The sequence below is a fragment of the Arachidicoccus sp. BS20 genome, from assembly GCF_001659705.1.
In the GTDB taxonomy this organism is placed as follows: domain Bacteria; phylum Bacteroidota; class Bacteroidia; order Chitinophagales; family Chitinophagaceae; genus Arachidicoccus.
Genome location: NZ_CP015971.1, coordinates 1138049 through 1160313, shown reverse-complemented (window position 1 = coordinate 1160313; position 22265 = coordinate 1138049). Strand labels below are relative to the sequence as shown.

Annotated in this window: 16 protein-coding genes; 12 read left to right on the top strand and 4 right to left on the bottom strand. The window is 38.9% G+C overall.

Features of this window, described 5'->3' with window-relative positions; genetic code table 11:
* The gene (yidC, locus tag A9P82_RS05170) at positions 1-1851 is read left to right on the top strand and encodes a membrane protein insertase YidC (RefSeq protein WP_066204920.1); all 1851 of its coding nucleotides are present in this window, start codon (positions 1-3) and stop codon (positions 1849-1851) included.
* Positions 1852-1916: 65 nt separating this feature from the next.
* Here the strand turns inward: yidC and A9P82_RS05165 are convergent, their stop codons facing one another.
* Positions 1917-3224, bottom strand: coding sequence for a T9SS type A sorting domain-containing protein (locus tag A9P82_RS05165; protein ID WP_082915245.1), 1308 nt, complete (start codon positions 3222-3224; stop codon positions 1917-1919).
* 251 nt (positions 3225-3475) lie between these two features.
* Between A9P82_RS05165 and A9P82_RS05160 the strand changes: the two genes are divergently transcribed.
* Both A9P82_RS05160 and A9P82_RS05155 read left to right on the top strand, forming a co-directional pair.
* Positions 3476-3832: a BlaI/MecI/CopY family transcriptional regulator gene (locus tag A9P82_RS05160; RefSeq protein ID WP_066204915.1), complete on the top strand. Its 357-nt coding sequence runs from the start codon at positions 3476-3478 to the stop codon at positions 3830-3832.
* 161 nt (positions 3833-3993) lie between these two features.
* The gene (locus tag A9P82_RS05155) at positions 3994-6171 is read left to right on the top strand and encodes a M56 family metallopeptidase (protein WP_082915244.1); all 2178 of its coding nucleotides are present in this window, start codon (positions 3994-3996) and stop codon (positions 6169-6171) included.
* Positions 6172-6239: 68 nt separating this feature from the next.
* On the opposite strand, the gene A9P82_RS05150 is transcribed toward A9P82_RS05155, so the two are convergent.
* Both A9P82_RS05150 and A9P82_RS05145 read right to left on the bottom strand, forming a co-directional pair.
* Positions 6240-6956, bottom strand: coding sequence for a nucleotidyltransferase family protein (locus tag A9P82_RS05150; protein ID WP_066204910.1), 717 nt, complete (start codon positions 6954-6956; stop codon positions 6240-6242).
* Between the two features lie 80 nt (positions 6957-7036).
* On the bottom strand, positions 7037-8485 hold the full coding sequence (locus A9P82_RS05145) for a RapZ C-terminal domain-containing protein (RefSeq protein WP_066204907.1): 1449 nt from the start codon (positions 8483-8485) through the stop codon (positions 7037-7039).
* Between the two features lie 127 nt (positions 8486-8612).
* Here A9P82_RS05145 and A9P82_RS05140 point away from each other — a divergent pair, with 127 nt between their 5' ends.
* Positions 8613-10652 (top strand): thioredoxin domain-containing protein, encoded by a 2040-nt coding sequence (locus A9P82_RS05140; RefSeq protein WP_066204905.1) that lies wholly within the window; start codon positions 8613-8615, stop codon positions 10650-10652.
* On the opposite strand, the gene A9P82_RS05135 is transcribed toward A9P82_RS05140, so the two are convergent.
* Entirely contained in the window at positions 10649-11395 is a 747-nt protein-coding gene (locus A9P82_RS05135; RefSeq protein ID WP_082915243.1) for a DUF6089 family protein, read from the bottom strand. The two genes, A9P82_RS05140 and A9P82_RS05135, sit on opposite strands and share 4 nt — an antisense overlap.
* A 168-nt stretch (positions 11396-11563) precedes the next feature.
* Here A9P82_RS05135 and mgtE point away from each other — a divergent pair, with 168 nt between their 5' ends.
* The 8 genes from mgtE (at position 11564) to tpx (ending at position 22234) form a co-directional block, all read left to right on the top strand.
* Positions 11564-12997: a magnesium transporter gene (gene mgtE / locus A9P82_RS05130; protein WP_082915242.1), complete on the top strand. Its 1434-nt coding sequence runs from the start codon at positions 11564-11566 to the stop codon at positions 12995-12997.
* A gap of 194 nt (positions 12998-13191) precedes the next feature.
* Entirely contained in the window at positions 13192-14049 is an 858-nt protein-coding gene (gene hisG, locus A9P82_RS05125) for an ATP phosphoribosyltransferase (RefSeq protein ID WP_066204900.1), read from the top strand.
* Positions 14050-14217: 168 nt separating this feature from the next.
* Positions 14218-16680, top strand: coding sequence for a S9 family peptidase (locus A9P82_RS05120; RefSeq protein ID WP_066204898.1), 2463 nt, complete (start codon positions 14218-14220; stop codon positions 16678-16680).
* 94 nt (positions 16681-16774) lie between these two features.
* Entirely contained in the window at positions 16775-18052 is a 1278-nt protein-coding gene (gene hisD, locus A9P82_RS05115) for a histidinol dehydrogenase (RefSeq protein ID WP_066209629.1), read from the top strand.
* 217 nt (positions 18053-18269) lie between these two features.
* Complete coding sequence (hisC, locus tag A9P82_RS05110; protein ID WP_066204895.1) at positions 18270-19331, top strand: histidinol-phosphate transaminase; 1062 nt, start codon at positions 18270-18272, stop codon at positions 19329-19331.
* A gap of 15 nt (positions 19332-19346) precedes the next feature.
* Positions 19347-20483: a bifunctional histidinol-phosphatase/imidazoleglycerol-phosphate dehydratase HisB gene (hisB, locus tag A9P82_RS05105; RefSeq protein WP_066204893.1), complete on the top strand. Its 1137-nt coding sequence runs from the start codon at positions 19347-19349 to the stop codon at positions 20481-20483.
* A 32-nt stretch (positions 20484-20515) separates the two neighbouring features.
* Positions 20516-21487, top strand: coding sequence for an L-glyceraldehyde 3-phosphate reductase (mgrA, locus tag A9P82_RS05100; protein WP_066204891.1), 972 nt, complete (start codon positions 20516-20518; stop codon positions 21485-21487).
* Between the two features lie 153 nt (positions 21488-21640).
* Positions 21641-22234, top strand: a complete 594-nt coding sequence (gene tpx, locus A9P82_RS05095; RefSeq protein WP_082915241.1) for a thiol peroxidase — start codon at positions 21641-21643, stop codon at positions 22232-22234.
* Positions 22235-22265 lie beyond the last annotated feature (31 nt).

Below are 22265 nucleotides of genomic sequence, written 5' to 3'. Positions count from 1 at the left end.
ATGAAGGCAGATAAAAACACCGTCATCGGGTTGGCATTGTTAGCAGTTTTGTTCGTGGCATATTTTACGCTCAACAACCGCGAGCGCAAGGCTTATGAAGCGCAGCAAAAGCATATTCAGGATTCACTCGCTTTGGTGCAGAAGCTGCATCAGAAACCGGTAAGTGTTACCGATTCTTTGTACGCAGATTCTCTCACAAAAGTAACTGCTGCCGGCGGTTTTGTTGCGGCAGCCAGCGGAATAGAGCAAACACAAACAGTGGAAAATGATTTGATGAAAGTTACTTTTTCCAATAAAGGCGGGCAAATTGAAAAAGTAGAACTGAAAAAATACAAAGTTTACGATTCATCGCTTGTAACATTGGGCGGTGCAGACAATCAGATGGGTTTTGCGGTAAATACATCCAATAATAGTTCTGAATATACGAATAATCTATATTTCACTGCATTGCCTGTTACAAAGAATGCAGATGGAAGTCAAATAGTAACTTATCAGCTGAAAGATTCAAGCGGAAGGATTATAGAAAATCAATACATCATTCCGAAAAATGATTACCTGATTGACTGGAATGTAAACCTGAACGGCGCACAGCAATTGCTTACGGCAAATACGCTGAATTTACAATGGAACACAATATTGCATCGCCAGCAATATGCAACTAAATATGAAAAAGAACAGTCGTACCTATGTTACAATACGCACGACGACGGATATGATTTTACACGTGCAGGCAGAGGTAGCGCCAGCAAAACTTTTGACAAAGGAGCCGACTGGATTGCTTTCAAACAGCAGTTTTTTAATCAGACTTTAATTGCGAAAAATAAATTCAAATCTGGTAATGCAACTATGACGCTTACTGCAAAAGATTTGGACGATACTTCGCGGCAAATATTCAACGATACGGCAAATTTGCAATTGCAGGTTCCTGCAACGGCTGCGGTTTCTATTCCGTTGCAATTGTATTACGGACCGAATGATTATTATGTGCTGAATAAGTACGACAATGGCATGAAGAATATGATTGATTTGGGTTCCGGTATTTTGGCTTTTGTAAAATATGTGAACCTGTGGATTATCATGCCGGTGTTCAAATTCATTGCAAGTTTTGTAAGCAACTACGGTTGGGTAATTATTTTATTGACTATTTTTATCCGTCTGGTTACATCGCCGCTTACTTATAAAAGTTATTACAGCAGTGCAAAAATGAAGGTGTTGAAGCCGGAGCTGGATGAGCTTAAAAAGAAATTTCCAGAGCAACAGACTTTTGCCATGGAGCAAATGAAGCTCTTCCGTGAGGCGGGCGTAAATCCATTAAGCGGATGTTTCCCTATTTTGCTGCAAATACCCATATTCTTTGCATTGTACCGCTTCTTCAATTCGAGCATTGCACTGCGCGGACAAGGATTTTTGTGGGCGAAAGACTTATCGGCTTACGATTCCATTATCCATTTTTCTTCCCACGTTCCGTTGCTTGGCGACCATCTGAGCTTGTTTACAATTACGTATTGTATCACAAGTTTGTTTACAAGTATGTATAACATGAATATGTCCACGCAATCCAATGCGCCCGGTCAGGAAATGATGAAATATATGCCTTACATCATGCCGTTTGTGTTCTTCTTTGTGTTCAATGGATTGCCGGCGGCGCTTACTTTGTATTACACTGTGAGCAATTTGGTAACGCTCGGCATACAGCTTGTGATTCAAAAATATATCATTGACCATGATAAAATATTGGCACAGATAAATGAAAAACGTAAGCAACCGAAGCAAAAGAGCAAGCTGCAAATACGTATGGAACAAATGCAGGAGCAACAAAAGAAAATGCAGGATTTGCGAAAGAGAAATTAAGTTAGCGTATAAAATAAAAAGGCTGTAAACTTTTCGGTTTACAGCCTTTTTATTTGTGTAATTTTTTATTTTTTTACAAATTTTAATCCTTTCTGACTGATGCCGTTTCCGGATATTTGAATGAAATAAATGCCTGCCGGCAAATCCGAAACATTAATACTTGGCATATCGGCAGAGACGATTTGATGCGCTACTTGAGTGCCCGCAATATTGATAATGCGGATTTCTACATTTCCGGTCATATTACTAAACTCAACTTTATCTTTGATGAGAGTATATTTTAATGAAACCGGCTTTTCGCGCGTGATTGATTTTACAGCGCTTTCTTTAATTGTACCGTCAATATCCTCCATTGCCAGTTTGTAATAAGCTGTTCCGCCGGTATAGGTTTGGTCGGTATAGCTATAGCTTGCGCCGGACAATTTGTTCTGCGCCATAACAGTAGCAATAGTTGTGAAAGACTTGCCGTCTGTACTTTTTTCAATATTGAATTTGCTGCTGTTAATTTCGCTTGCAGTTGTCCATTGCAATAACGCTCCTTTATTCTTAGATACTGCAAATGATGACAATGTAATAGGAGTGGCAGAGGCTGAGGCAACGGTACTGATAGACAGATTATTTACGTCAAAAGAAGATTGGTATCCCGAACCCGTCGATATTTTGAAAGAAGTAATTACGTTGCCGGTTGCATTATTTGCAGCTATACCGTTAAGCGCTTGCGTATTGTCGAGCCACAAGTCCCAATTGTCCGGCGCTATGGTGTGTGCCGTGCCATCGGGCGCCTGATAGCTTACAGAGGAACTGCTGTTATTGACATACCACCGAATGGTAACGGCAGAAGAGGCATCTACAGTTGTAGTGCTTGTAACAGTATTTGCAATATCCACCGGCGTTATTTGCGTGTTCTTGGATTGTACTGCGCTTGTTCCAAAGCCAAAGTAGGCGTACATCTTGGATGAAGAAATAGACGAGCGCGTTGTAGGATTGTTACCCAAGCCGAAAACAATGCTATTGCCACTCGATGTACCATGCGTTACAGTATTTAATGTGAAATCAAATTTTACCAGCAGGCAATTGCCGTTGGCAGCATCGGTAAGACTGTTGGTTTGTATCGTCTCCACGTTTGTGCCCGATTCTTCAAATTTAAGGTCTGTAATGCCGGATGCTGAAATGGCGCTTTCCGGGTCTTGGGTTGCGTCATAGCCGCCAATGCCGTTTACCGCAGCGCTTAAAAGACCATTGGAAAAGTCCTGTTGAAAAACTGTTGTTTGTGCATTCAGCGCATTGCTTGCCAATACAGTAAATACTAATGCGGGTATTTTTTTAAGCACAGGTTGGAGCATACGAAAACTCAGGAGTAGTGTTTGTTGCATAAGGTAAGAGTTTAAGGTTAAGAAAAAGTTATTTACAAATATAAATAAAAATTAATTAATGTTCGTCGTGCATAGCGAGGGAAGGCTGGTGTTGAGGTTAATGTTATTTGCTGTGTTTTTCCAATAAGTTTTGATTGAATACATTTTTGTTTTAAAAATGACGTCGTTTAAGTCGCAAAAAACTACGAAATTTTCGTAGAAAAATTTGTTTAATTACGAAAAGTTCGTAGTTTTACGAAAAATTCGTAGATGTGAACAAGCTTACAATTCAGGAAGAAGAAGCATTGCAGGCAGTTTTTAAAATAGGAGAGGGAAATGTAAAATCCATTCTCGATGCTATGGACGGCGATGTTCCTTATACAACAGCAGCTTCCACCGTTAAAAATTTGGAGAAGAAAGGTTTCTTAAAAAGCCGCATGATTGGCAATACTTATTTGTATAAGCCTGCCATCAGTCATGCAGAATTTAAAAAGAAATTCGTTGGCAATGTGGTAAAAAATCATTTTTCCAATTCGTACAAAGAACTCGTTGCGTTTTTTGTGGAGCAAAAAAAATTATCTGCAAGCGAGTTGAAAGAAGTATTGAAGATGATTGAAAAAGGGAAATGATAATTGGAACACGCTCACCGTCATGCTGAATTTATTTCAGCATCTTTTTAGATTCCGAAACGAGTTCGGAATGACGTGAAACTGCGTAATTATTTTTCAATCGTTATCAACTTTGAAGAAAAGATAACCTCAAAATTATTTCAACAATAAAACTTTTAACTATGACCATCTTTTTTCAATACCTGCTTCGGCTGTCCATCAGTTTTGCGGTTATGTATTTGTTTTACGCACTTGTATTGCGCAGGCTCACGTTTTACAATCACAACCGTTGGTATTTGTTAGGATATTCTGTGTTGTGCTTTTTCATTCCGTTAATCAATATTGCATCGTTTTCTTCTGTGCCGCGACAAAGCGAAGCAACGATTATGAACACATCTGTTGTGCGTATGATTCCGAATATTACATTCACCGGAACACCTGAAACGCATACAGTGCGTGCATTTGACGCAGAGCAACTCATTGTGTGGATATTTTTTGCGGGCATTGTTATTATGTTGTTGCGGTTGTTGTTTCAATTATTTTCTTACAAAAAATTAGCGCGCAGCGCAAAAATTATTTCTGACGAAAACGCTGTAAAATTGTATCAAATAGATGAAGAGATTGTGCCTTTTTCTTTCGGCAATTCCATTTTTATCAACCGGGATTTGCACGATGAAAATGCTTTGCGGGAAATTTTACAACACGAATTTGTTCATGTAAAACAAAAGCACACGCTCGATATTTTGTGGGGCGAAATTTTGTGTATCATTAATTGGTACAATCCTTTTGTGTGGTTGATTCGCAAAGCCATTCGCGAAAACCTTGAATTTATTGCCGACGACAAAGTGGTGCAAAGCGGCATCAACAAGCAACAATATCAATATTTGTTGCTGCGCGTGATGGGCAACAATAATTTTTCCATTACCAACAATTTCAATTTTTCTTCACTTAAAAAACGTATCGCTATGATGAACAAAATAAAGACAGCAAAGATTCATTTGCTTAAATTTTTATTCCTGATTCCTTTGTTGGGAATACTGTTGGTTTCTTTTAGAGATGTGATTAAAACAAGCCGAAATGCAGGCACAATCACAGTTTCAGGCATTGTGGTAAATGAAAATCTACAACCTTTAAGCAATGTATCGGTTGAAGATAATATCAATCATGCTAAAGTAATGACAGACAAAAACGGATACTATTCATTTAAAATACAACCAAACAAAAATGACAAATACAAAACGTTATTAAAATTTACAAAGACGGGGTTTGAGAATTTTACTACATCTTCTTATTTACCTTCGATTAAAAACGGGTTCATTGTTGCTAATATCGGATTAAGAAAATTGAATGTAATTAACGCGAATGGTTCTGTATTTCCTTTTGCTTCATGGGGTAAAGATTATAATCATTCGATTAGTTATAACGAAATGTTGCAGCAATTAAAGCACTCTGTTGATGAGTTTAAAAAAGATGATAAGATGGATAAGATAGAAACTTCGGAAGATAGCCTTGAAAAGTTAGAAGATAGTATTGAAAAGAAAAATAATAATAAAGGCATAATCACGGTTTCGAGACAGATAAATCTTGCGGGCTTAGTCGTTGATGCTGAAACAAAGACAGGCATTGCGTTTGCTAAAATTTATGATAACAAAAATCATTTTTTAGGCGAAAGCGATAAAAACGGATATTTCAAAATCAGTATTGATTATAACAAGGAGGGAGAAATACAATTTGCACTAAATCTTTCTGCAAGTGGCTATAAAAAATTTAGGGACAAAGAACATTGGGGCGATTTGAGAAACCCTAAAACTTGCATCTATTTTGGATTGCAAAAAATCGGCTCTCATGCTGAAGCATTTTCTCAGCTGGGTAATAACGATGATTTGAACTATGAAACTGTATCTACAGAATTTTCAAATTTGAAAAAAGAAATTGACGCACAAGATTTACTCAAAGAGAAAATAGCCAAAGCACAAAAAGGGAATGAAAATGTGTTAATCAATATCGGAAATGATTTGTATCTAACAGACAATTCGGGTTGGATAAAAATAAATTCTTTGAATGATGTTATTGCTGTAAATGAAAATCAATACGTTACTGCCGACCAGATTAATTCTGTTATAAAAAGAAAAGATATAAAATTTATGTCGCCTTTGGATAAAGGATTGAAAGCGCAATACGAAATTGATACGAAAAAAATCAAAGATAATGGTAAGCATAAGTCGGCTGTGAATAGAAATGATTCGCTTGTTTTTGTAGAAGGCTCTTTACTTGTTTTTAATAGCGATAACAAGAATAAATCAAAACCGGATATCACGATTACAGCCGATACAATTGTTTTAAAGAACCATAAATTTTAGCGTGTTATTTTTATTAGTTGATTGATAAATAAAAGCCCAGGATTTTTAATCATGGGCTTTTGTTTATTTTATGGAAACAACACTTCCGCTTTTGCAATACTTTCCGGCTTACCTACATCAATAAATTTACTGTCGGAATGATTGTAATAACCGATATTATGCTCTTTGGATAAATCCAAATAAACATCTACCATTGAGAATTTCCCTTGCTGTTTTATTAACGGAAAAATTTTTGTGCTGATACAATGAATGCCGCTAAATGCAAGCTGCGTCATAGTTTCAGCGTTTCGGGTAATTTTTCGTTCGCCTGTGTTTACATTTTCCCAACCGCAAAGGTTTTTGTTTTCATCAAACAAAAAATAGCGCGAAGATGTACGGTTGCTTACAGCAAGCGTTGCGAGATTATTTGCCTGTTGATGTTGTTGTATCAAATCGTACAAATTCAAATCTGTGAGAATATCCACATTCATCAACAAGAAATTTTCTTCATCTTTAAAATACCAATTTGCTTTTTTCAAACCGCCCCCTGTTTCCAGCACTTCATTGGTTTCATCGGAAATGGTAATGTTAGAATTCCAACCGTTGCTTTGATGAATTGCCTCAATAATTTGGTCAGCAAAATGATGCACATTTACAATCACGTCTTTAATGCCGTATTGTTGTAAATATTCAATATTGTGTTGCAATAAAGATTTGTGATTGACAATAGCCAATGCTTTGGGATGCTTGTCAGTCCAGGGTTTCAGCCGAGTGCCGAGACCTGCGGCGAGTAACATTGCTTTCATACGTATATTTTTTGTTTGCCACTAAGGCTCAAAAGCACTAAATTTCACAAAGACTTTGCGTTGCTTTGTGGCTTCGCGTCTTAGTGGCTCAAACCTTTTACCCAATTCGCTTCGTTCGTGTGGTTCAGTACCACATTTACCTTGTATTTATTGCGTAAATGCCTTGCCGTTTGTGCGGCGGCAAAAACGCTGCGATGCTGACCGCCCGTGCATCCGAAATTGATTTGTAAATGATGAAAATCGCGGCTTAAATAATTCTCAACAGAAATATCCACCAAGTCAAAAACGCTGTTGAGAAATTTGTTCATCGAAGTGTGTTGCTCCAAAAAATCCTGCACGGGTTTGTCCATGCCTGACAAAGTTTTGTATTCATCAATTCTTCCGGGATTTAAAATTCCCCGGCAATCAAATACAAATCCGCCGCCGTTGTCGCTTGTATCTTTCGGGATGCCTTTTTTGTAAGAGAAACTATTTACTTCGATAACTAAAGGTGTAGTTTCGTTTGCCTGCGGCGGCGAAAAACGCTGCACAATTTTATCATCCACAATAATGCGCAGCATCTTCTCAAACTCCGGCAGTTCAATGCCGAGCGAGCGATTGGTTACGAACCAACGCAAATTTTTCAGCGCCAGCGGAATGCTCGTGAGGAAATGCGCTTTGCGTTCAAACAAGCCGCGAAAGCCGTACGCGCCCAGCACTTGCAGCAAACGAATCAGCACGTAACCTTTGTATTGATTCACAAAAATATCTTTGTCCACCGGCGTTTCAAGAATGCTGTTGATTTCATCAATATAATAATCCAGCAGCGATGCTTTCCATTCATCGCTCAGGTTTGCTTTGGCTTGCCACAGCAAAGACGCCACGTCGTATTGCAGCGCGCCGTTCATGCCGCCTTGATAATCGATGAAAAAGACTTCGTCGTTTTTAATCATTATGTTCCTGCTTTGAAAGTCGCGGAACATGAAATATTTGTAGCGCGTTTGCGTGAGAAAAACCGCCAGCGCTTCAAACTCGTTGATTAACGCTTGCTTGTCGTATGGCAATTCCAATGTGTCGAGAAAATAATATTTGAAGTACAACAAATCGCTCAAAATCGCTTGTTTGCCAAACTCGCGCGCCGTCAAAGACATATCGTAATTGATGCCTTTGTGCCCTTCAATTTGCAGGCGTGCCAACTGTTTCAAGCTCTTTTGAAACATGGCATAGACTTCATCGGTATGACCATATTTTTCTAACATTCCCGACAAAGATTCGTTCCCCAAATCTTCCTGGATATAAGTCAGTGAATCGTCCGAAACCGCGTAAATATCAGGCACGGGAAGATTCAGCTTCCTGAAATGCAGCGTAAAATAAATAAAGGTTTTATTTTCTTTTTCGTTGTTGTTTACGGTAGCGATAAACGTTTTTTCATTATCGGTAAAAACACGGAAATATTGCCGGTTGCTGCCGCTTTGCGGCAACTTCTCAATTCTGCTAATCGGTTGTTTGCTGAATGTAGCAAAGGTTTGTTTAATCTTGTCTTCAATCATTTTTCAAAAATAGAAGATTTGGATATAATCACAAAGTTCACAAAATGATTGCCACAGATGCACAGATAAAAATTCATCCGTGCATCTGTGGCGGATTTCCTAAGTTCGTACTCCAAAAAATCACACAATGCCCAACCATTTAATTAAAGAAACAAGCCCGTATTTGTTGCAGCACGCGCACAATCCTGTCGATTGGTATGCGTGGAGCGACGAGGCTTTGCAAAAAGCGAAAGATGAAAACAAACCGATACTTGTGAGCATCGGTTATTCGGCGTGTCATTGGTGTCATGTGATGGAAAAAGAAAGTTTTGAAGATGCGGAAACAGCGCGGCTGATGAACGAATATTTTATCAATATAAAAGTGGATAGGGAAGAGCGACCGGACATTGACCACATTTATATGGATGCGGTGCAGGCGATGACGGGACAAGGCGGCTGGCCCCTGAATGTTTTTCTTACGCCGGACAGAAAACCGTTTTACGGCGGTACCTATTTTCCGCCGAAAACATACGCTAATCGACCTTCGTGGAAAGACGTTTTATATAGTATTCATGTGGCTTTCAGCGAAAAGAATGAAGATGTTTTTGCGCAGGCGGATAATTTAATTGCGCATCTGCAAAACGCCAACAGTTTTGGTGTTGCGAAAAAAGAAGATGATTTTTTTACGGAAAAATCATTGCAATCGGCAACGGAAAATTTATTAAAACAAGCCGATACAGTTTGGGGCGGATTTGGCGCTGCTCCTAAGTTTCCGCAAACATTTTCCATCCGGTTTTTGTTGCGCGATTATTATTTTTCAAAGAATGAAAATGCTTTGCAGCAAGCGTTGTTGAGTTTGGATAAAATGATTTGCGGTGGCATTTACGACCAAATTGGCGGCGGCTTTGCGCGTTACAGTACGGATGCGAAATGGTTTGCGCCACACTTTGAAAAAATGTTGTATGATAATGCTTTGCTGCTCTCGGTTTTATCGGATGCTTATAAAATAACTAAAAATATAGTTTATAAAAGAATTATTCAGGAAACAGTTCAATTTTTAGAAAGAGAAATACTCGATGCTTCGGGCGGATTTTATTCAGCATTGGATGCCGACAGCGAAGGCGTGGAAGGAAAGTTTTATACCTGGAAAAAAGAAGAAATTGATAATATTTTAGGCGATGCTTCCAAAATTCTTTGTGCGGCGTACAATGTGAAAGCAAGCGATAATTGGGAAGACTCGAACATTCTTTGGTTGCCGCACGATTTGAATGAAACGGCAAAACAATTCTCTGTTTCGTTGGAAGAACTGGAAAATATTTTACAACAATCCAAAGAAAAATTGTTGGCAGAAAGAAACAAAAGAATCCGCCCGAATACGGATGATAAAATTTTATTGAGTTGGAACGCTTTGCTGATAACCGCGCTGTGCAAGGCTTTTGGCGCGTTGGATAATGAACATTATTTGCGTTTGGCAGAAAACTGTTTTTCGTTTTTAGAGAAAAATATGTTTGATGCGCAGCGAAATATTTGGCTGCATACATGGAAAAACGATGAAGGAAAAATCGATGCTTTTCTGGACGATTATGCTTCGTTGATAGATGCGTGTATTCATTTGCAGGAAGCAACAGGCAATGTTTCTTATTTACAAAAAGCAAAAACAATTGCAGAATTTATAATAGAAAATTTCAGCGATGAAGCGGAAACGTTTTTTTATTTCACACAAAAAAATCAACGCGATATTGTGGTGCGCAAGAAAGAAATTTATGACGGCGCTACGCCTTCGGGCAACGGCGTGATGGCGAATAATTTGTTGTATTTGTCCATCGTTTTTGACAAGCCTGAATGGAAAGAAAGAGCGATTGTGATGCTGCAATCTTTGGGAAATTCCATTGTTCGTTATCCTACTTCTTTTGGTGTTTGGTGCGATGCGTTGCAGAAAATTGTTCGTGGTGTAAACGAAATTGCCATTGTGGGAAAAAACGCAAAAACCTTATCACATCAGCTTTTTCGCGAATTTATTCCGAATAAAATTTTGATGCAGTCGAATAACGAAAATAATAGTTATCCTTTATTAAAAGATAAAAAAGTGCCTGCGGATAAAACATTGATTTATTTATGTAAAGATTACAGTTGTAAGCAACCTGTGGAAAGTGTGGAAGATTTGTTGTTGCAAATTACGCTGGCTTAATATACCGGCGGACAATTACAATTTCTTTTTCTTCTGCCCGTACCAAAGCTTTCCTTGGCTGCAATAGGGGAGAATCTGAAGCTGATGCCCAAAGAAAAAGTATAAAATTTATCATTCTTTTTGTCGGCGGAATAATTGTCTATGTACGGATTGGTTAAGAAACGATAATTTCCTTCTGCATTCAAAATTACGTTTGGAGAAATCGCATATTTGATGCCTATGCCAAGCGGAATGCTCATTTGCCAGTTGCTGTAATTTTCCACTTTCGGCATGGCAACATTTTGATAACGGAACGTGCCGTTATCTCTTATATTTTCCACAATCTGGTAAGGCTTAAAATTGTAATATCCGATGCCTGCAAAAATATAAGGCGTAAACTTTGCACCTGCATTAATGTTGAAAAAGTCATATTCCGGCAGCAGGCTAAATTCGTTGATATTGGTATGAAAATAATAAAACTGTGAGCGAGTATCATTGCCATTGTTGGCTGCATTGTTTAAAGAAGAATCGCCGCCGCCCGTTTCCGTTGCTGTAAACTGAAAACGTATATGAAGCTTATCCGTTATCTCATATCTGAAATTAATTCCTGCCGCGCCGCGTGTTAATGTTTGCGGCATGGAGCCTTCGTATTTCGATACACCACCGAAAAATCCAATGCTCGTTTTTTCGCCGAAACTTTGTGCTTTTGTTTGAAGGCAACAACAAACAATCAGCAAGAAAATAAAATATTTTTTTATCATCATAAATTCGTTCGCAGGTAAAAATAATATAATGAATCTTTATAACGGAAAAAATACGGAAAACGTATTTATAACGGTTGCCAAATTTTTTCTATAAGTAAATAAAACAATAACATTTAAAGTTGTTTAACTTTAGCCCCGAACCATACTTTTGCAAAAATCATCGGAAAAATGTCAGAAGAAACAGAAGAATTGGAACAAAACCTGATAGATGCTCAATTTGAATTATTGCTTCACGAAGGCGATAAGGAAAAGTTGCAGGAGTTTCTGAACGAACAGAATATCAGCGATGTGGTGGAGCTTATCGACCGTTATCCCGAAGAAGCTTCGGAAATAATCTCGAATATGGCTATTCACAGGGCTTCCAGCGTTTTTAAGCTGTTGGATTTGTCTGTCCAAAAGGATGTAATTCATGGCTTGAAAACATTTAAAACGGCTGAATTGCTGAACGACTTATCGCCGGACGACCGTATTGATTTTTTACAGGAATTGCCCAAAAGTGTACTGCGGGATTTGATAAAATTACTTAATCAGGACGAGCTGAAAGTTACCTTGCGAATGCTTGGTTATCCCGAAGACAGCGTTGGTCGTTTGATGACACCCGATTATATTTATGTGTACGAAACCGATTCGGTTGCCGACACATTCCGCGTGATTCGCAAAAACGGAAAGAACACTGAAACAATTGACGTAATTTATGTTATTAATAAAAAAGGAGAATTAGTCGATGACTTCCGAATCCGTGATTTAATTCTTGCAGCGCCCGATACAAAAATCAGCGACATTATGGACGGAAGAATTATTTCGCTGAACGTAAATGACGACCAGGAAAAAGCTTCGCAGATTTTCAGAATGAATAACCGCGTGGCATTACCGGTTACAGACGATAATGATATTTTGCTCGGCATCGTAACTATCGATGATATTCTTTGGGTTACCAATGAGGAATTTAGTGAAGATATGCAAAAGATGGGCGGTACAGAAGCGTTGGACGAACCATATCTGGACACGCCGTTTTTCAAACTCATTCGCAAGCGCGCACCATGGTTAATCATTTTATTTTTAAGTGAAATGCTTACCACAACTGCGATGACTTATTTTTCCGATGAATTGAGTAAAGCAACTGTGCTTGCATTATTTATTCCGTTGGTTATGTCAAGTGGTGGAAACAGCGGTTCGCAGGCTTCAACGCTTATTATTCAGGCGATGGCGGTGGGCGATGTTACTTTGAAAGATTGGTGGCGCATCATGCGGAGGGAAATTCTAAGCGGTTTGATGCTTGGACTAATTCTTGGTATCATCGGGTTTTCCCGCGTCTCGCTGTGGCAATGGTTTCACGATATTGGAATTATGAATTTTACTTATGGAACACATTGGTTGCTGATTGGTATTACCATTGGATTTTCTCTCATTGGAATTATTCTTTGGGGTTCGCTTGCGGGTTCTATGTTGCCGATTCTTCTAAAGAAACTTGGCGCTGACCCTGCAGCTTCTTCCGCACCATTTGTAGCAACGCTGGTAGATGTTACAGGTATTGTTATTTATTTCAGCACGGCATATTTGGTGTTGGGAAATTTGTTGCAGTCAGGAGCATTGAATCATTAGTATAAAATTAATTATCGCGAAATTTGTTTGTTACAAAATATTCGTTTTACATTTGCGCCATGATTTTAAACGTACATACACATCATCATCATTTCTTATCCAAAGGGTAAGCTGTAATGTTTTGTGTGTATTCAAAATAAAACATAGAGGCTTGCCGGTTGGCGAGCCTTTTCTTTTTCAAAAAATCAACATCAATGAATTTAAAATTAGCCATTCAAAAGTCGGGACGATTGTACGACGATTCAGTGAAACTGCTGAAAGAATGCGGCATTGACATCAACAACAATGTGAAAAACCAACTGAAAGCAACAGCATCCAACTTTCCGATTGAGGTGTTCTTTTTGCGCGATGATGATATTCCGCAATATGTGGAAGACGGCGTTGCCGACATTGGTTTTGTAGGCGAAAATGTGATTTACGAATCGCAGAAAAAAGTGGATATTGTAGAACAATTGGGTTTTGGAAAATGCCGTCTTTCGTTTGCTGTTTCAAAGAGTGAAAATTATACTGGAAAAGAATTTTTACAAGGGAAAAAAATTGCCACGAGCTATCCTGTATTGGTACAAAAATTTTTGGACGAAAATAATATTCAGGCAGAAATTCACGTCATCAGTGGAAGTGTGGAAATAGCGCCGGGCATAGGTTTGGCAGATGCAATCTGTGATTTGGTCAGCAGCGGTTCTACGCTTTTTATGAACGGATTGACGGAAGCAGAAATCATTTTGCAATCACAATCGGCTCTGATAAAAACGCCTGAACTGAGCGAGGAAAAGCAAGCAATTTTAGACAAATTATTGTTCCGCATTCAAACAATTAAAAAAGCAAAAAATAAAAAGTATGTACTGATGAATGCGCCCAACGAAAAAATTAGTCAAATCGTAAATGTATTGCCCGGCATGAAAAGCCCGACGGTGTTGCCTTTGACCATTGAAGGCTGGAGCGCCATTCACACTGTGTTGAGCGAAAGCGAATTTTGGGAACATATCCAAGAAATAAAATCCATTGGTGCGGAAGATATTTTGGTATTACCGATTGAGAAAATGGTGGTTTAATGTATAGCTAAAATTAATAATCGTAAAGTATGTTTTTTCTCTGGACGAGAACGATAAGAGAGTTTCTAAAAACGGAAGTATGTTTTGAAGTTTCTTGATTTTTTATTTAAGTATAGCACATTTTGCGCTTAATTTAGCAAGATATTTCACTACTTAAAATCAATATTTATGAGAAAGATTATTTTATCCTGTATGATTCTTTTTTGTGGTAAAGCTTTTTCACAACAGCTTGCGCCGCTTACTGTTGAGAAAATCATGCGCGACCCAAAATGGATCGGGAGTTCTCCCTCTAATATTTTCTGGAGTCCCGATGGGCAGAAACTCTATTTTAACTGGAATCCCGAACAGTCGCTCGACGAAAATGAATCTATCTATGTAGGCGGCGGCGCGGGTATTTCTCCATCAGATTCTCTGTATTACATTACATTAAAAAATACAGTACCTCAAAAAGTGCCGACGGAAGACCGCAGCCTTATTGAAGCGGAAAAAGATGGCTCATGGAATAGCAGTAAAACAAAATTGCTTTATACAAAAGACAATGGACTTTATTTGCTTGATGTCGCTTCCGGAAAATTGAATATGCTCATTCAAACTTCCGATGAAATACGCAATCCGGTTTTTGCATTTAACGATACCAAAATTGTGTATCAGCAAAATAATAATTTATTTTCCAGAGATGTTGCAACGGGACAGACATTGCAGCTGACCAATTTTAAATCATCCAATGAAACCGCACCTTCGCAATTTTCGGGAATGGCTGGTCGGCGGCAGGCGGGTTTTGCGAACGGCAGGCAAAACAATTTGTCGTCTCAGGACGAATTTCTTCAAAGCGACGCATTGGCAAATTCTATAGTTCTTCAAGAAGAAAAAAAGAAAAGAGATTTGAGGGAAAAGACAAACAGAACACAACTGAAAAATTCTTTTCCGAAGGCTATTAACATCGGAGATAAAATACTCTCAGGACTTGAGGCAAGCCCTGACGGACGTTACGTAACATATAATTTAATAGAACGCCCGAAAGGTGTGAAGCGAACGGAAGTGCCCAATTATGTAACACAATCCGGGTACATTGAAAATATTCCCGGTCGGACAAATGTAGGCGCGCCCGGTTATTCTTCCGAGAGCTACATATTTGATTGCCAAAAAAATACTTTTTATCCGATTAAAACGGAACAAATTCCGGGCATTCATGACTTGCCGGCTTATTTAAAAGATTATCCTAAAAAAGATTCTATACTCGCAAAAGAACCGCCAATGAGAAAAGTAAGCATACTTTCTCCTGTATGGAATGCGGACGGTTCAAAGGCATTTGTGGTAATAATGTCTGCCGATCATAAAGACCGTTGGATTATGTTATTGGATGCGGCTACGGCTAAGCTTACACTTATCGACCGGCAACACGATGATGCGTGGATTGGCGGTCCGGGAATCGGCTACGGCGGAAATGTCGGATGGATTGATGAAAACACAATGTGGTATCAATCCGAAGAAAGCGGCTATTCGCATATATACACGGCGAACGTAGTTAGCGAGAAAAAGAAAGCTTTGACTTCCGGGAAATATGAAGTTCAAAGCGCAGAACTTTCGCCCGATAAAAAATATTTCTATATAGTTACCAATGAAATTGAACCCGGACAAACACAGTTTTATCAGTTAGATATTCAGTCGGGAAAGCAAACTCGAATTACGAATAAGACAGGCGGAAACGTAGTAACGATTTCTCCTGACGGGAAAAATATTGCCTTTCTTTATTCTACATCTGTTCATCCTTGGGAATTGTATTTGCAACAAAACAAACCCGGCACAAAAGCCGTTCAAATTACCAACAAGGCAGAAAGCGCCGAATATAAATCATACAACTGGCGTGAGCCGGATATTATTACTTTTAAAGATAAAGACGGCTTTGATGTGTATGCAGATGTTTATAAGCCCGAACATCCCGCGCCGTCTCATCCGGGTGTAATATTTGTGCATGGAGCTGGCTATCTGCAAGATGTTGAAAAATGGTGGAGCTATTATTTTCGCGAGCACATGTTTATGAATTTATTGGTAGATGAAGGTTATACGGTTATGGATATTGATTATCGCGGAAGCGCCGGGTATGGTAGCAAATGGAGAACGGCAATATACCGGCACATGGGAGGCAGCGACCTTGACGACATTGTAGATGGAGCAGATTATATGGTCAATACTTTGGGGGTGGACAAAAGCAAAATAGGTATTTGGGGCGGCTCTTACGGTGGGTTTATGACATTGATGGCAATGTTTAAAACCAAAGCATTTGTATGCGGAGCAGCGTTGAGGTCTGTAACGGACTGGGCGCATTACAATGATGGTTATACTTCCGAAATATTAAATAATCCGCAGGACGATAGCTTGGCATACGTAAGAAGCTCGCCGATATATTTTGCTAATGGTTTAGACGGTTATTTATTAATGTGTCATGGCATGGTAGATACAAATGTTCACTTTCAGGATATAGTCCGGTTGAATCAGAAGTTGATAGAACTTGGAAAGAAAAATTGGAAATTAGCTGTATATCCGGTAGAAAGTCATGATTTTAAACAGCCCAGTAGCTGGACTGATGAATATTCACGGATATATCAATTGTTCCAATCTCATTTAAAATAACTATCGTAATGTCAGGGTTAGATTTATAGATAATTTAGCCCATACCATTTTTGAATATTGTATCAAAAATGATATGGGCTATCAAATAAATGAAATGAAAAAATACATTAATCCGAATAGGGAGCAATGGGCTGAAATTATTGCCAGACCTGTGTTTGACAATACTTCGCTCAAAGAAAAAGTGTCTTCTGTTTTGCAGGATGTAAAGCAAAACGGCGATGATGCAATTAAAAAATATACCGAACAATTTGATGGTGTTTCTTTGGAAAATATTGAAGTAACCAAAGAAGAAATAGACGAAGCTGTTGCGCTCGTTTCTGATGAATTAAAACAAGCGATTGAAGCGGCTGCGAAAAATATTCGGGCTTTTCACGAGAAGCAAACTGCAACGGTTGAAATCGTTGAAACGCAAACAGGTATTGAATGTTGGCGGAAAAGTGTGGGCATAGAAAAAGTCGGTTTGTACATTCCGGGCGGTTCTGCGCCGCTGTTTTCAACAGTATTGATGCTCGCAATTCCTGCGTCAATTGCGGGTTGCAGCGAAATTGTGTTGTGTTCGCCGCCGAACAAAGAAGGCAAATTGCATCCTGCGATTTTGTTTTCGGCGCAGTTGGTTGGTGTTACAAAAATTTTCAAAATTGGTGGTGTGCAGGCAATTGGTGCAATGACTTACGGAACGGCAACTGTTCCTAAAGTGTATAAAATATTCGGACCGGGAAATCAGTATGTAACCTGTGCAAAACAACTGGCGCAGGAAGACGGCGTTGCAATCGATATGCCTGCAGGTCCGAGCGAAGTGTTGGTCTTGGCAGATGATTCGGCGAATGTCTCGTATGTCGCGTCGGACTTGCTTTCGCAGGCGGAACATGGCGTGGACAGTCAGGCAATTTTGATTACAATTTCACAAAATTTGTTTGATAATATTGATGAGGAAATAGAGAAGCAATTAAATGAATTGCCAAGAAAATCCATTGCGGAAAAAGCGTTGGATAACAGTAAAATTATTTTGGTAAAAGATATTGAGGAAGCAGTTGAATTGGCAAATTATTATGCTTCGGAACATTTGATTTTGGCTTGCAATAATGCAGAAATTGTTGCAGAAAAAATTATCAATGCAGGTTCCGTTTTCATCGGGAATTATTCGCCCGAAAGCGCAGGCGATTATGCAAGCGGAACAAATCATACATTGCCTACAAATGGTTTTGCGCGTGCATACAGCGGTGTAAGCGTGGATAGTTTTGTAAAGAAGATAACCTTTCAAAAGCTTTCGCAGCAAGGGTTACAGCAAATTTCGCAAACAGTTATTGCAATGGCAGAAGCGGAAGGATTGCAGGCGCATGCGAATGCGATTAAGTTGAGAGTGAAGAATTAGTAATTAATAATTGATAAAGTTGAAGATGATTAAGCAATAATGAACACGTTTGCACGTCATTCCGAACTTGTTTCGGAATCTAATATAGATGCTGAATTGAAAATCGCAAAGCCAAACGAGTTCGGCATAACGGCGGGAATGTTCAAATGTTTCAATTGTTATTAGTTTTTTAATACAGGCATCTTTAAAATTTAATAAATAACGTAAAATTTAGTTTGTGTTTAACCTCGATAATCTCTTAAGAACAAACATTAAAAAATTAAAGCCTTATTCATCAGCGCGTGATGAATTTTCCGGCGATGCAAAAGTGTTTTTAGATGCAAATGAAAACAGCTTGGGTTCGCCGTTGTTGAAGTGGTACAATCGTTATCCCGACCCGCATCAAAGCAAATTAAAACAAGCCATCGGCGCAATTAAAAATATTCCCGCACAGCATATTTTTCTTGGCAACGGCAGCGACGAATGTATTGATTTGCTGTACCGCAGTTTTTGTAATCCTGCGAACGACAATGTAATTATTTGTCCGCCTACTTACGGAATGTACGAAGTTTCCGCAAATATCAATGACGTTGAAACCCGCGTGGCGCCTTTGTTGGACGATTTTCAACTTAATCTCGCACACCTTGAACAATTGGTGGATGAACACACAAAAATCATTTGGCTTTGTTCGCCCAATAATCCGACGGGAAATTCTTTGAAACGCGAAGACATTGAAATTGTGCTGAACAATTTTAACGGCATTGTTGTGATTGACGAAGCGTATATCAACTTTGCAAAACAAAAATCTTTCATACAGGAATTGGATGAATATCCGAATCTTGTAGTGCTGCAAACATTCAGCAAAGCCTGGGGTTTAGCGGGTTTACGTTTGGGATTAGCTTTTGCTTCGAAAGAAATTATTGAAATTTTGGATAAAGTAAAACCGCCGTACAACATCAATCAGGCAACGCAGGAATTGGCATTGAAAGCGTTGGAAGAAGTGGGTCAAGTGAATGATATGATTCGTGAAGTTGTGGATATGCGCGATGCTTTGGGCGAAGTATTGGCGCAGTTTCCGACAGTTGAAAAAGTGTATCCGAGCGATGCAAATTTTTTGTTGGTAAAAATTAAAGATGCAAGAAAAGCGTATGAATTTTTATTGACTAAAGGAATAGTTGTGCGCGACCGAAGCAAAGTAAAATTGATTGAAGATTGCCTGCGCATAACAATTGGTACGGAAAAAGAAAATACGGAATTTGTGGACGTTTTGGGCGAATTTATTACAAATCAATCTGCATAAAAATTTAAAAAATAAATGAAACAAGTATTATTCATCGACCGCGACGGAACGTTGATTTACGAAGTACCGCCGACTTATCAAATCGACAGTTTTGAGAAGCTCGCGTTTTATCCTGAAGTATTTCAATATCTTTCGCGCATTGCGAAAGAACTGGACTTTGAACTCGTCATGGTTACCAATCAGGACGGACTTGGTACGGAAAGTTTTCCCGAAGCGCCATTCAATGTTGTCCAAAATTTTATTATGGAAACGTTGAAAAATGAAGGTATTATTTTCTCGGAAGTTTTTATTGATAAAACTTTTAAGAAAGACAATATACCAACGCGCAAACCGGGAACAGCAATGCTTACAGCGTATATCGACAATCCTGATTATGATTTAACTAATTCTTTCGTTATTGGCGACCGAATTACCGATGTACAGCTGGCAAAGAATTTAGGCGGCAAAGGAATTTGGCTTAATAATGATGAGGCGTTGGGTGCAAGTGAGATACAGGATATTGATGCTTTGGAAGAAGCAATTGCTTTGCGTACAACCTCGTGGAAAGAGATTTATGAATTTCTGAAATTAAAAACCCGTTCCGTTCATCATGAACGCAATACAAACGAAACACAAATTTCCATTGACTTGAATTTAGATGGAAACGGCAAAGCCAGTATCCATACGGGTTTGGGTTTCTTCGACCATATGCTGGAGCAAATTGCACGGCATGGAAATATTGATTTGTCAATTACTACGAAAGGCGATTTACATATCGATGAACATCACACAATTGAAGATACAGGTATTGCGCTTGGCGAAGCATTTGCAAAAGTCTTGATTGACAAACGTGGCATGGAACGCTACGGTTTTGCATTGCCGATGGACGAGGCAGAAGCGAAAGTGTTGATTGATTTCGGCGGTCGTAACTGGATTGTATGGAACGCTGAATTTAAGCGCGAAAGAATAGGAGAGATGCCTACGGAAATGTTCTTTCATTTTTTTAAATCGTTCAGTGATGCAGCAAAATGTAATTTGAATATCGAGTGTAAAGGCGAAAATGAACACCACAAAATTGAAGCGATTTTTAAAGCATTTGCAAAAGCCGTTAAAATGGCTGTAAAGCGCGACTCGCTTAGCGATGCGCTGCCAAGTACAAAGGGTGTTTTGTAATTATATTATTCAATAATTTTAATCTTTATCTTATGAGCAGATACGACAATATGCAATACCGTCGTTGCGGTAAATCAGGCATCAAATTGCCGGCAATTTCATTGGGTTTGTGGCACAATTTCGGCTTCGTGGATGTGTACGAAAATTTTCGTAGAACATTAATTACCGCGTTTGACAACGGCATTACACATTTGGATTTGGCAAACAATTACGGACCGCCGCCCGGCTCGGCAGAACTGAATTTCGGAAAGATTTTAAAAAGCGATTTTGAGCATCATCGTGATGAGTTAATTATTTCCACAAAAGCGGGCTATACCATGTGGGACGGACCTTACGGCGATTGGGGTTCTAAAAAATATCTCGTTGCAAGTCTTGACCAAAGTCTGAAAAGAATGGGGTTGGATTATGTCGATATTTTTTATCATCATCGTCCCGACCCGGAAACGCCTTTGGAAGAAACAATGGCAGCGTTGGATTTAATTGTGCGACAAGGCAAAGCGTTGTATGTGGGCATCTCAAATTACCAGCCGAAAGAAGCTGCGGAAGCGATTAAAATTTTGAAAAGTCTGGGTACGCCTTGTTTAATTCATCAGCCGAAATATTCCATGTTTGAGCGTTGGGTGGAAGATGGTTTGCTGGATTTGTTGGGCGAAGAAGGTATTGGCTGTATTCCGTTTTCGCCGTTGGCGCAAGGCTTGCTTACCAATAAATATTTGCATGGCATTCCCGAAGATTCGCGTGCGGCAAAAGCGCATGGATTTTTGAAAGTGGAACAGGTAACAAAAGAAAAAATTGCGCAAATAAAACAATTAAACACAATCGCTGAAAAACGCGGACAAACGCTCGCACAAATGGCTTTGAGTTGGTTGCTGAAAGATGAAAGAATTACTTCCGTACTGGTCGGTGCAAGCAGTTCGGAGCAATTACTTGATTCGCTGAAATGCTTGGATAATCTTGAATTTGATGATGAAACGTTGAGTGAGATTGAAGGAATTTTAAAGTAATTTTTCTTACAGGTGGATACGCGAAAAAACGATGCAAATCGAAGTATAGCTGCGGGAAAATCTTAAACGTTAAAGCAAATTGAATAAATTTTAAAATGATGTTTAGGCAACCGTCATCATAAATTTGTTGTTTATCTTTGATAAAATCATTTTATGAAAAAACATTTCATCGTTCTTGCAATATTCATTTTCGTAGGATTCACACAAGCGGCATTCGCACAAAAATCAAAAACAAAAAATACAATTATGGGTACAACTATCACTTTGAAAGGAAACGAAATTCATACAGTCGGTACATTGCCGTCGGTTGGTACGGAAGCAAAGGATTTTACATTAACAGCAGATGACTTGTCGGATAAAATGTTGTCTGAATACAAAGGCAAAAATATTATTCTCAATATTTTTCCAAGTGTGAACACAGGTGTGTGCGCAGCCTCGGTAAGAAAGTTTAATGAAGATGCCGCAGGGCTTTCAAATACGATTGTGTTGTGCATTTCAAAAGATTTGCCTTTTGCGCAGGCGCAATTTTGCGGGGCGGAAGGAATTAAAAATGTAGTAATGCTTTCCGATTTTCGTACCGATTTCGGGCATGAATACGGCGTACAAATTGCCGATGGTCCGTTGAAAGGATTATTGAGCCGTGCAGTAGTTGTCATTAATCCTGAAGGAAAAGTTGTGTATGAAGAACAAGTTCCTGAGATTACGCACGAACCTGATTATGCAGCGGCTTTGGCGGCTGTGAAATAAAAAATATTCAATGATATCAACAATGAAAAAT

Excerpts from the sequence above, each read along its gene's own strand:
- mgtE (WP_082915242.1), top strand. The coding sequence starts at position 11,564 with ATGTCAGAAGAAACAGAAGAATTGGAACAAAACCTGATAGATGCTCAA.
- A9P82_RS05140 (WP_066204905.1), top strand. The coding sequence starts at position 8,613 with ATGCCCAACCATTTAATTAAAGAAACAAGCCCGTATTTGTTGCAGCAC.
- A9P82_RS05165 (WP_082915245.1), bottom strand. The coding sequence starts at position 3,224 with ATGCAACAAACACTACTCCTGAGTTTTCGTATGCTCCAACCTGTGCTT.
- A9P82_RS05145 (WP_066204907.1), bottom strand. The coding sequence starts at position 8,485 with ATGATTGAAGACAAGATTAAACAAACCTTTGCTACATTCAGCAAACAA.
- yidC (WP_066204920.1), top strand. The coding sequence starts at position 1 with ATGAAGGCAGATAAAAACACCGTCATCGGGTTGGCATTGTTAGCAGTT.
- A9P82_RS05155 (WP_082915244.1), top strand. The coding sequence starts at position 3,994 with ATGACCATCTTTTTTCAATACCTGCTTCGGCTGTCCATCAGTTTTGCG.
- hisD (WP_066209629.1), top strand. The coding sequence starts at position 16,775 with ATGAAAAAATACATTAATCCGAATAGGGAGCAATGGGCTGAAATTATT.
- A9P82_RS05135 (WP_082915243.1), bottom strand. The coding sequence starts at position 11,395 with ATGATGATAAAAAAATATTTTATTTTCTTGCTGATTGTTTGTTGTTGC.
- hisG (WP_066204900.1), top strand. The coding sequence starts at position 13,192 with ATGAATTTAAAATTAGCCATTCAAAAGTCGGGACGATTGTACGACGAT.
- mgrA (WP_066204891.1), top strand. The coding sequence starts at position 20,516 with ATGAGCAGATACGACAATATGCAATACCGTCGTTGCGGTAAATCAGGC.
- hisB (WP_066204893.1), top strand. The coding sequence starts at position 19,347 with ATGAAACAAGTATTATTCATCGACCGCGACGGAACGTTGATTTACGAA.
- A9P82_RS05120 (WP_066204898.1), top strand. The coding sequence starts at position 14,218 with ATGAGAAAGATTATTTTATCCTGTATGATTCTTTTTTGTGGTAAAGCT.
- tpx (WP_082915241.1), top strand. The coding sequence starts at position 21,641 with ATGAAAAAACATTTCATCGTTCTTGCAATATTCATTTTCGTAGGATTC.
- A9P82_RS05150 (WP_066204910.1), bottom strand. The coding sequence starts at position 6,956 with ATGAAAGCAATGTTACTCGCCGCAGGTCTCGGCACTCGGCTGAAACCC.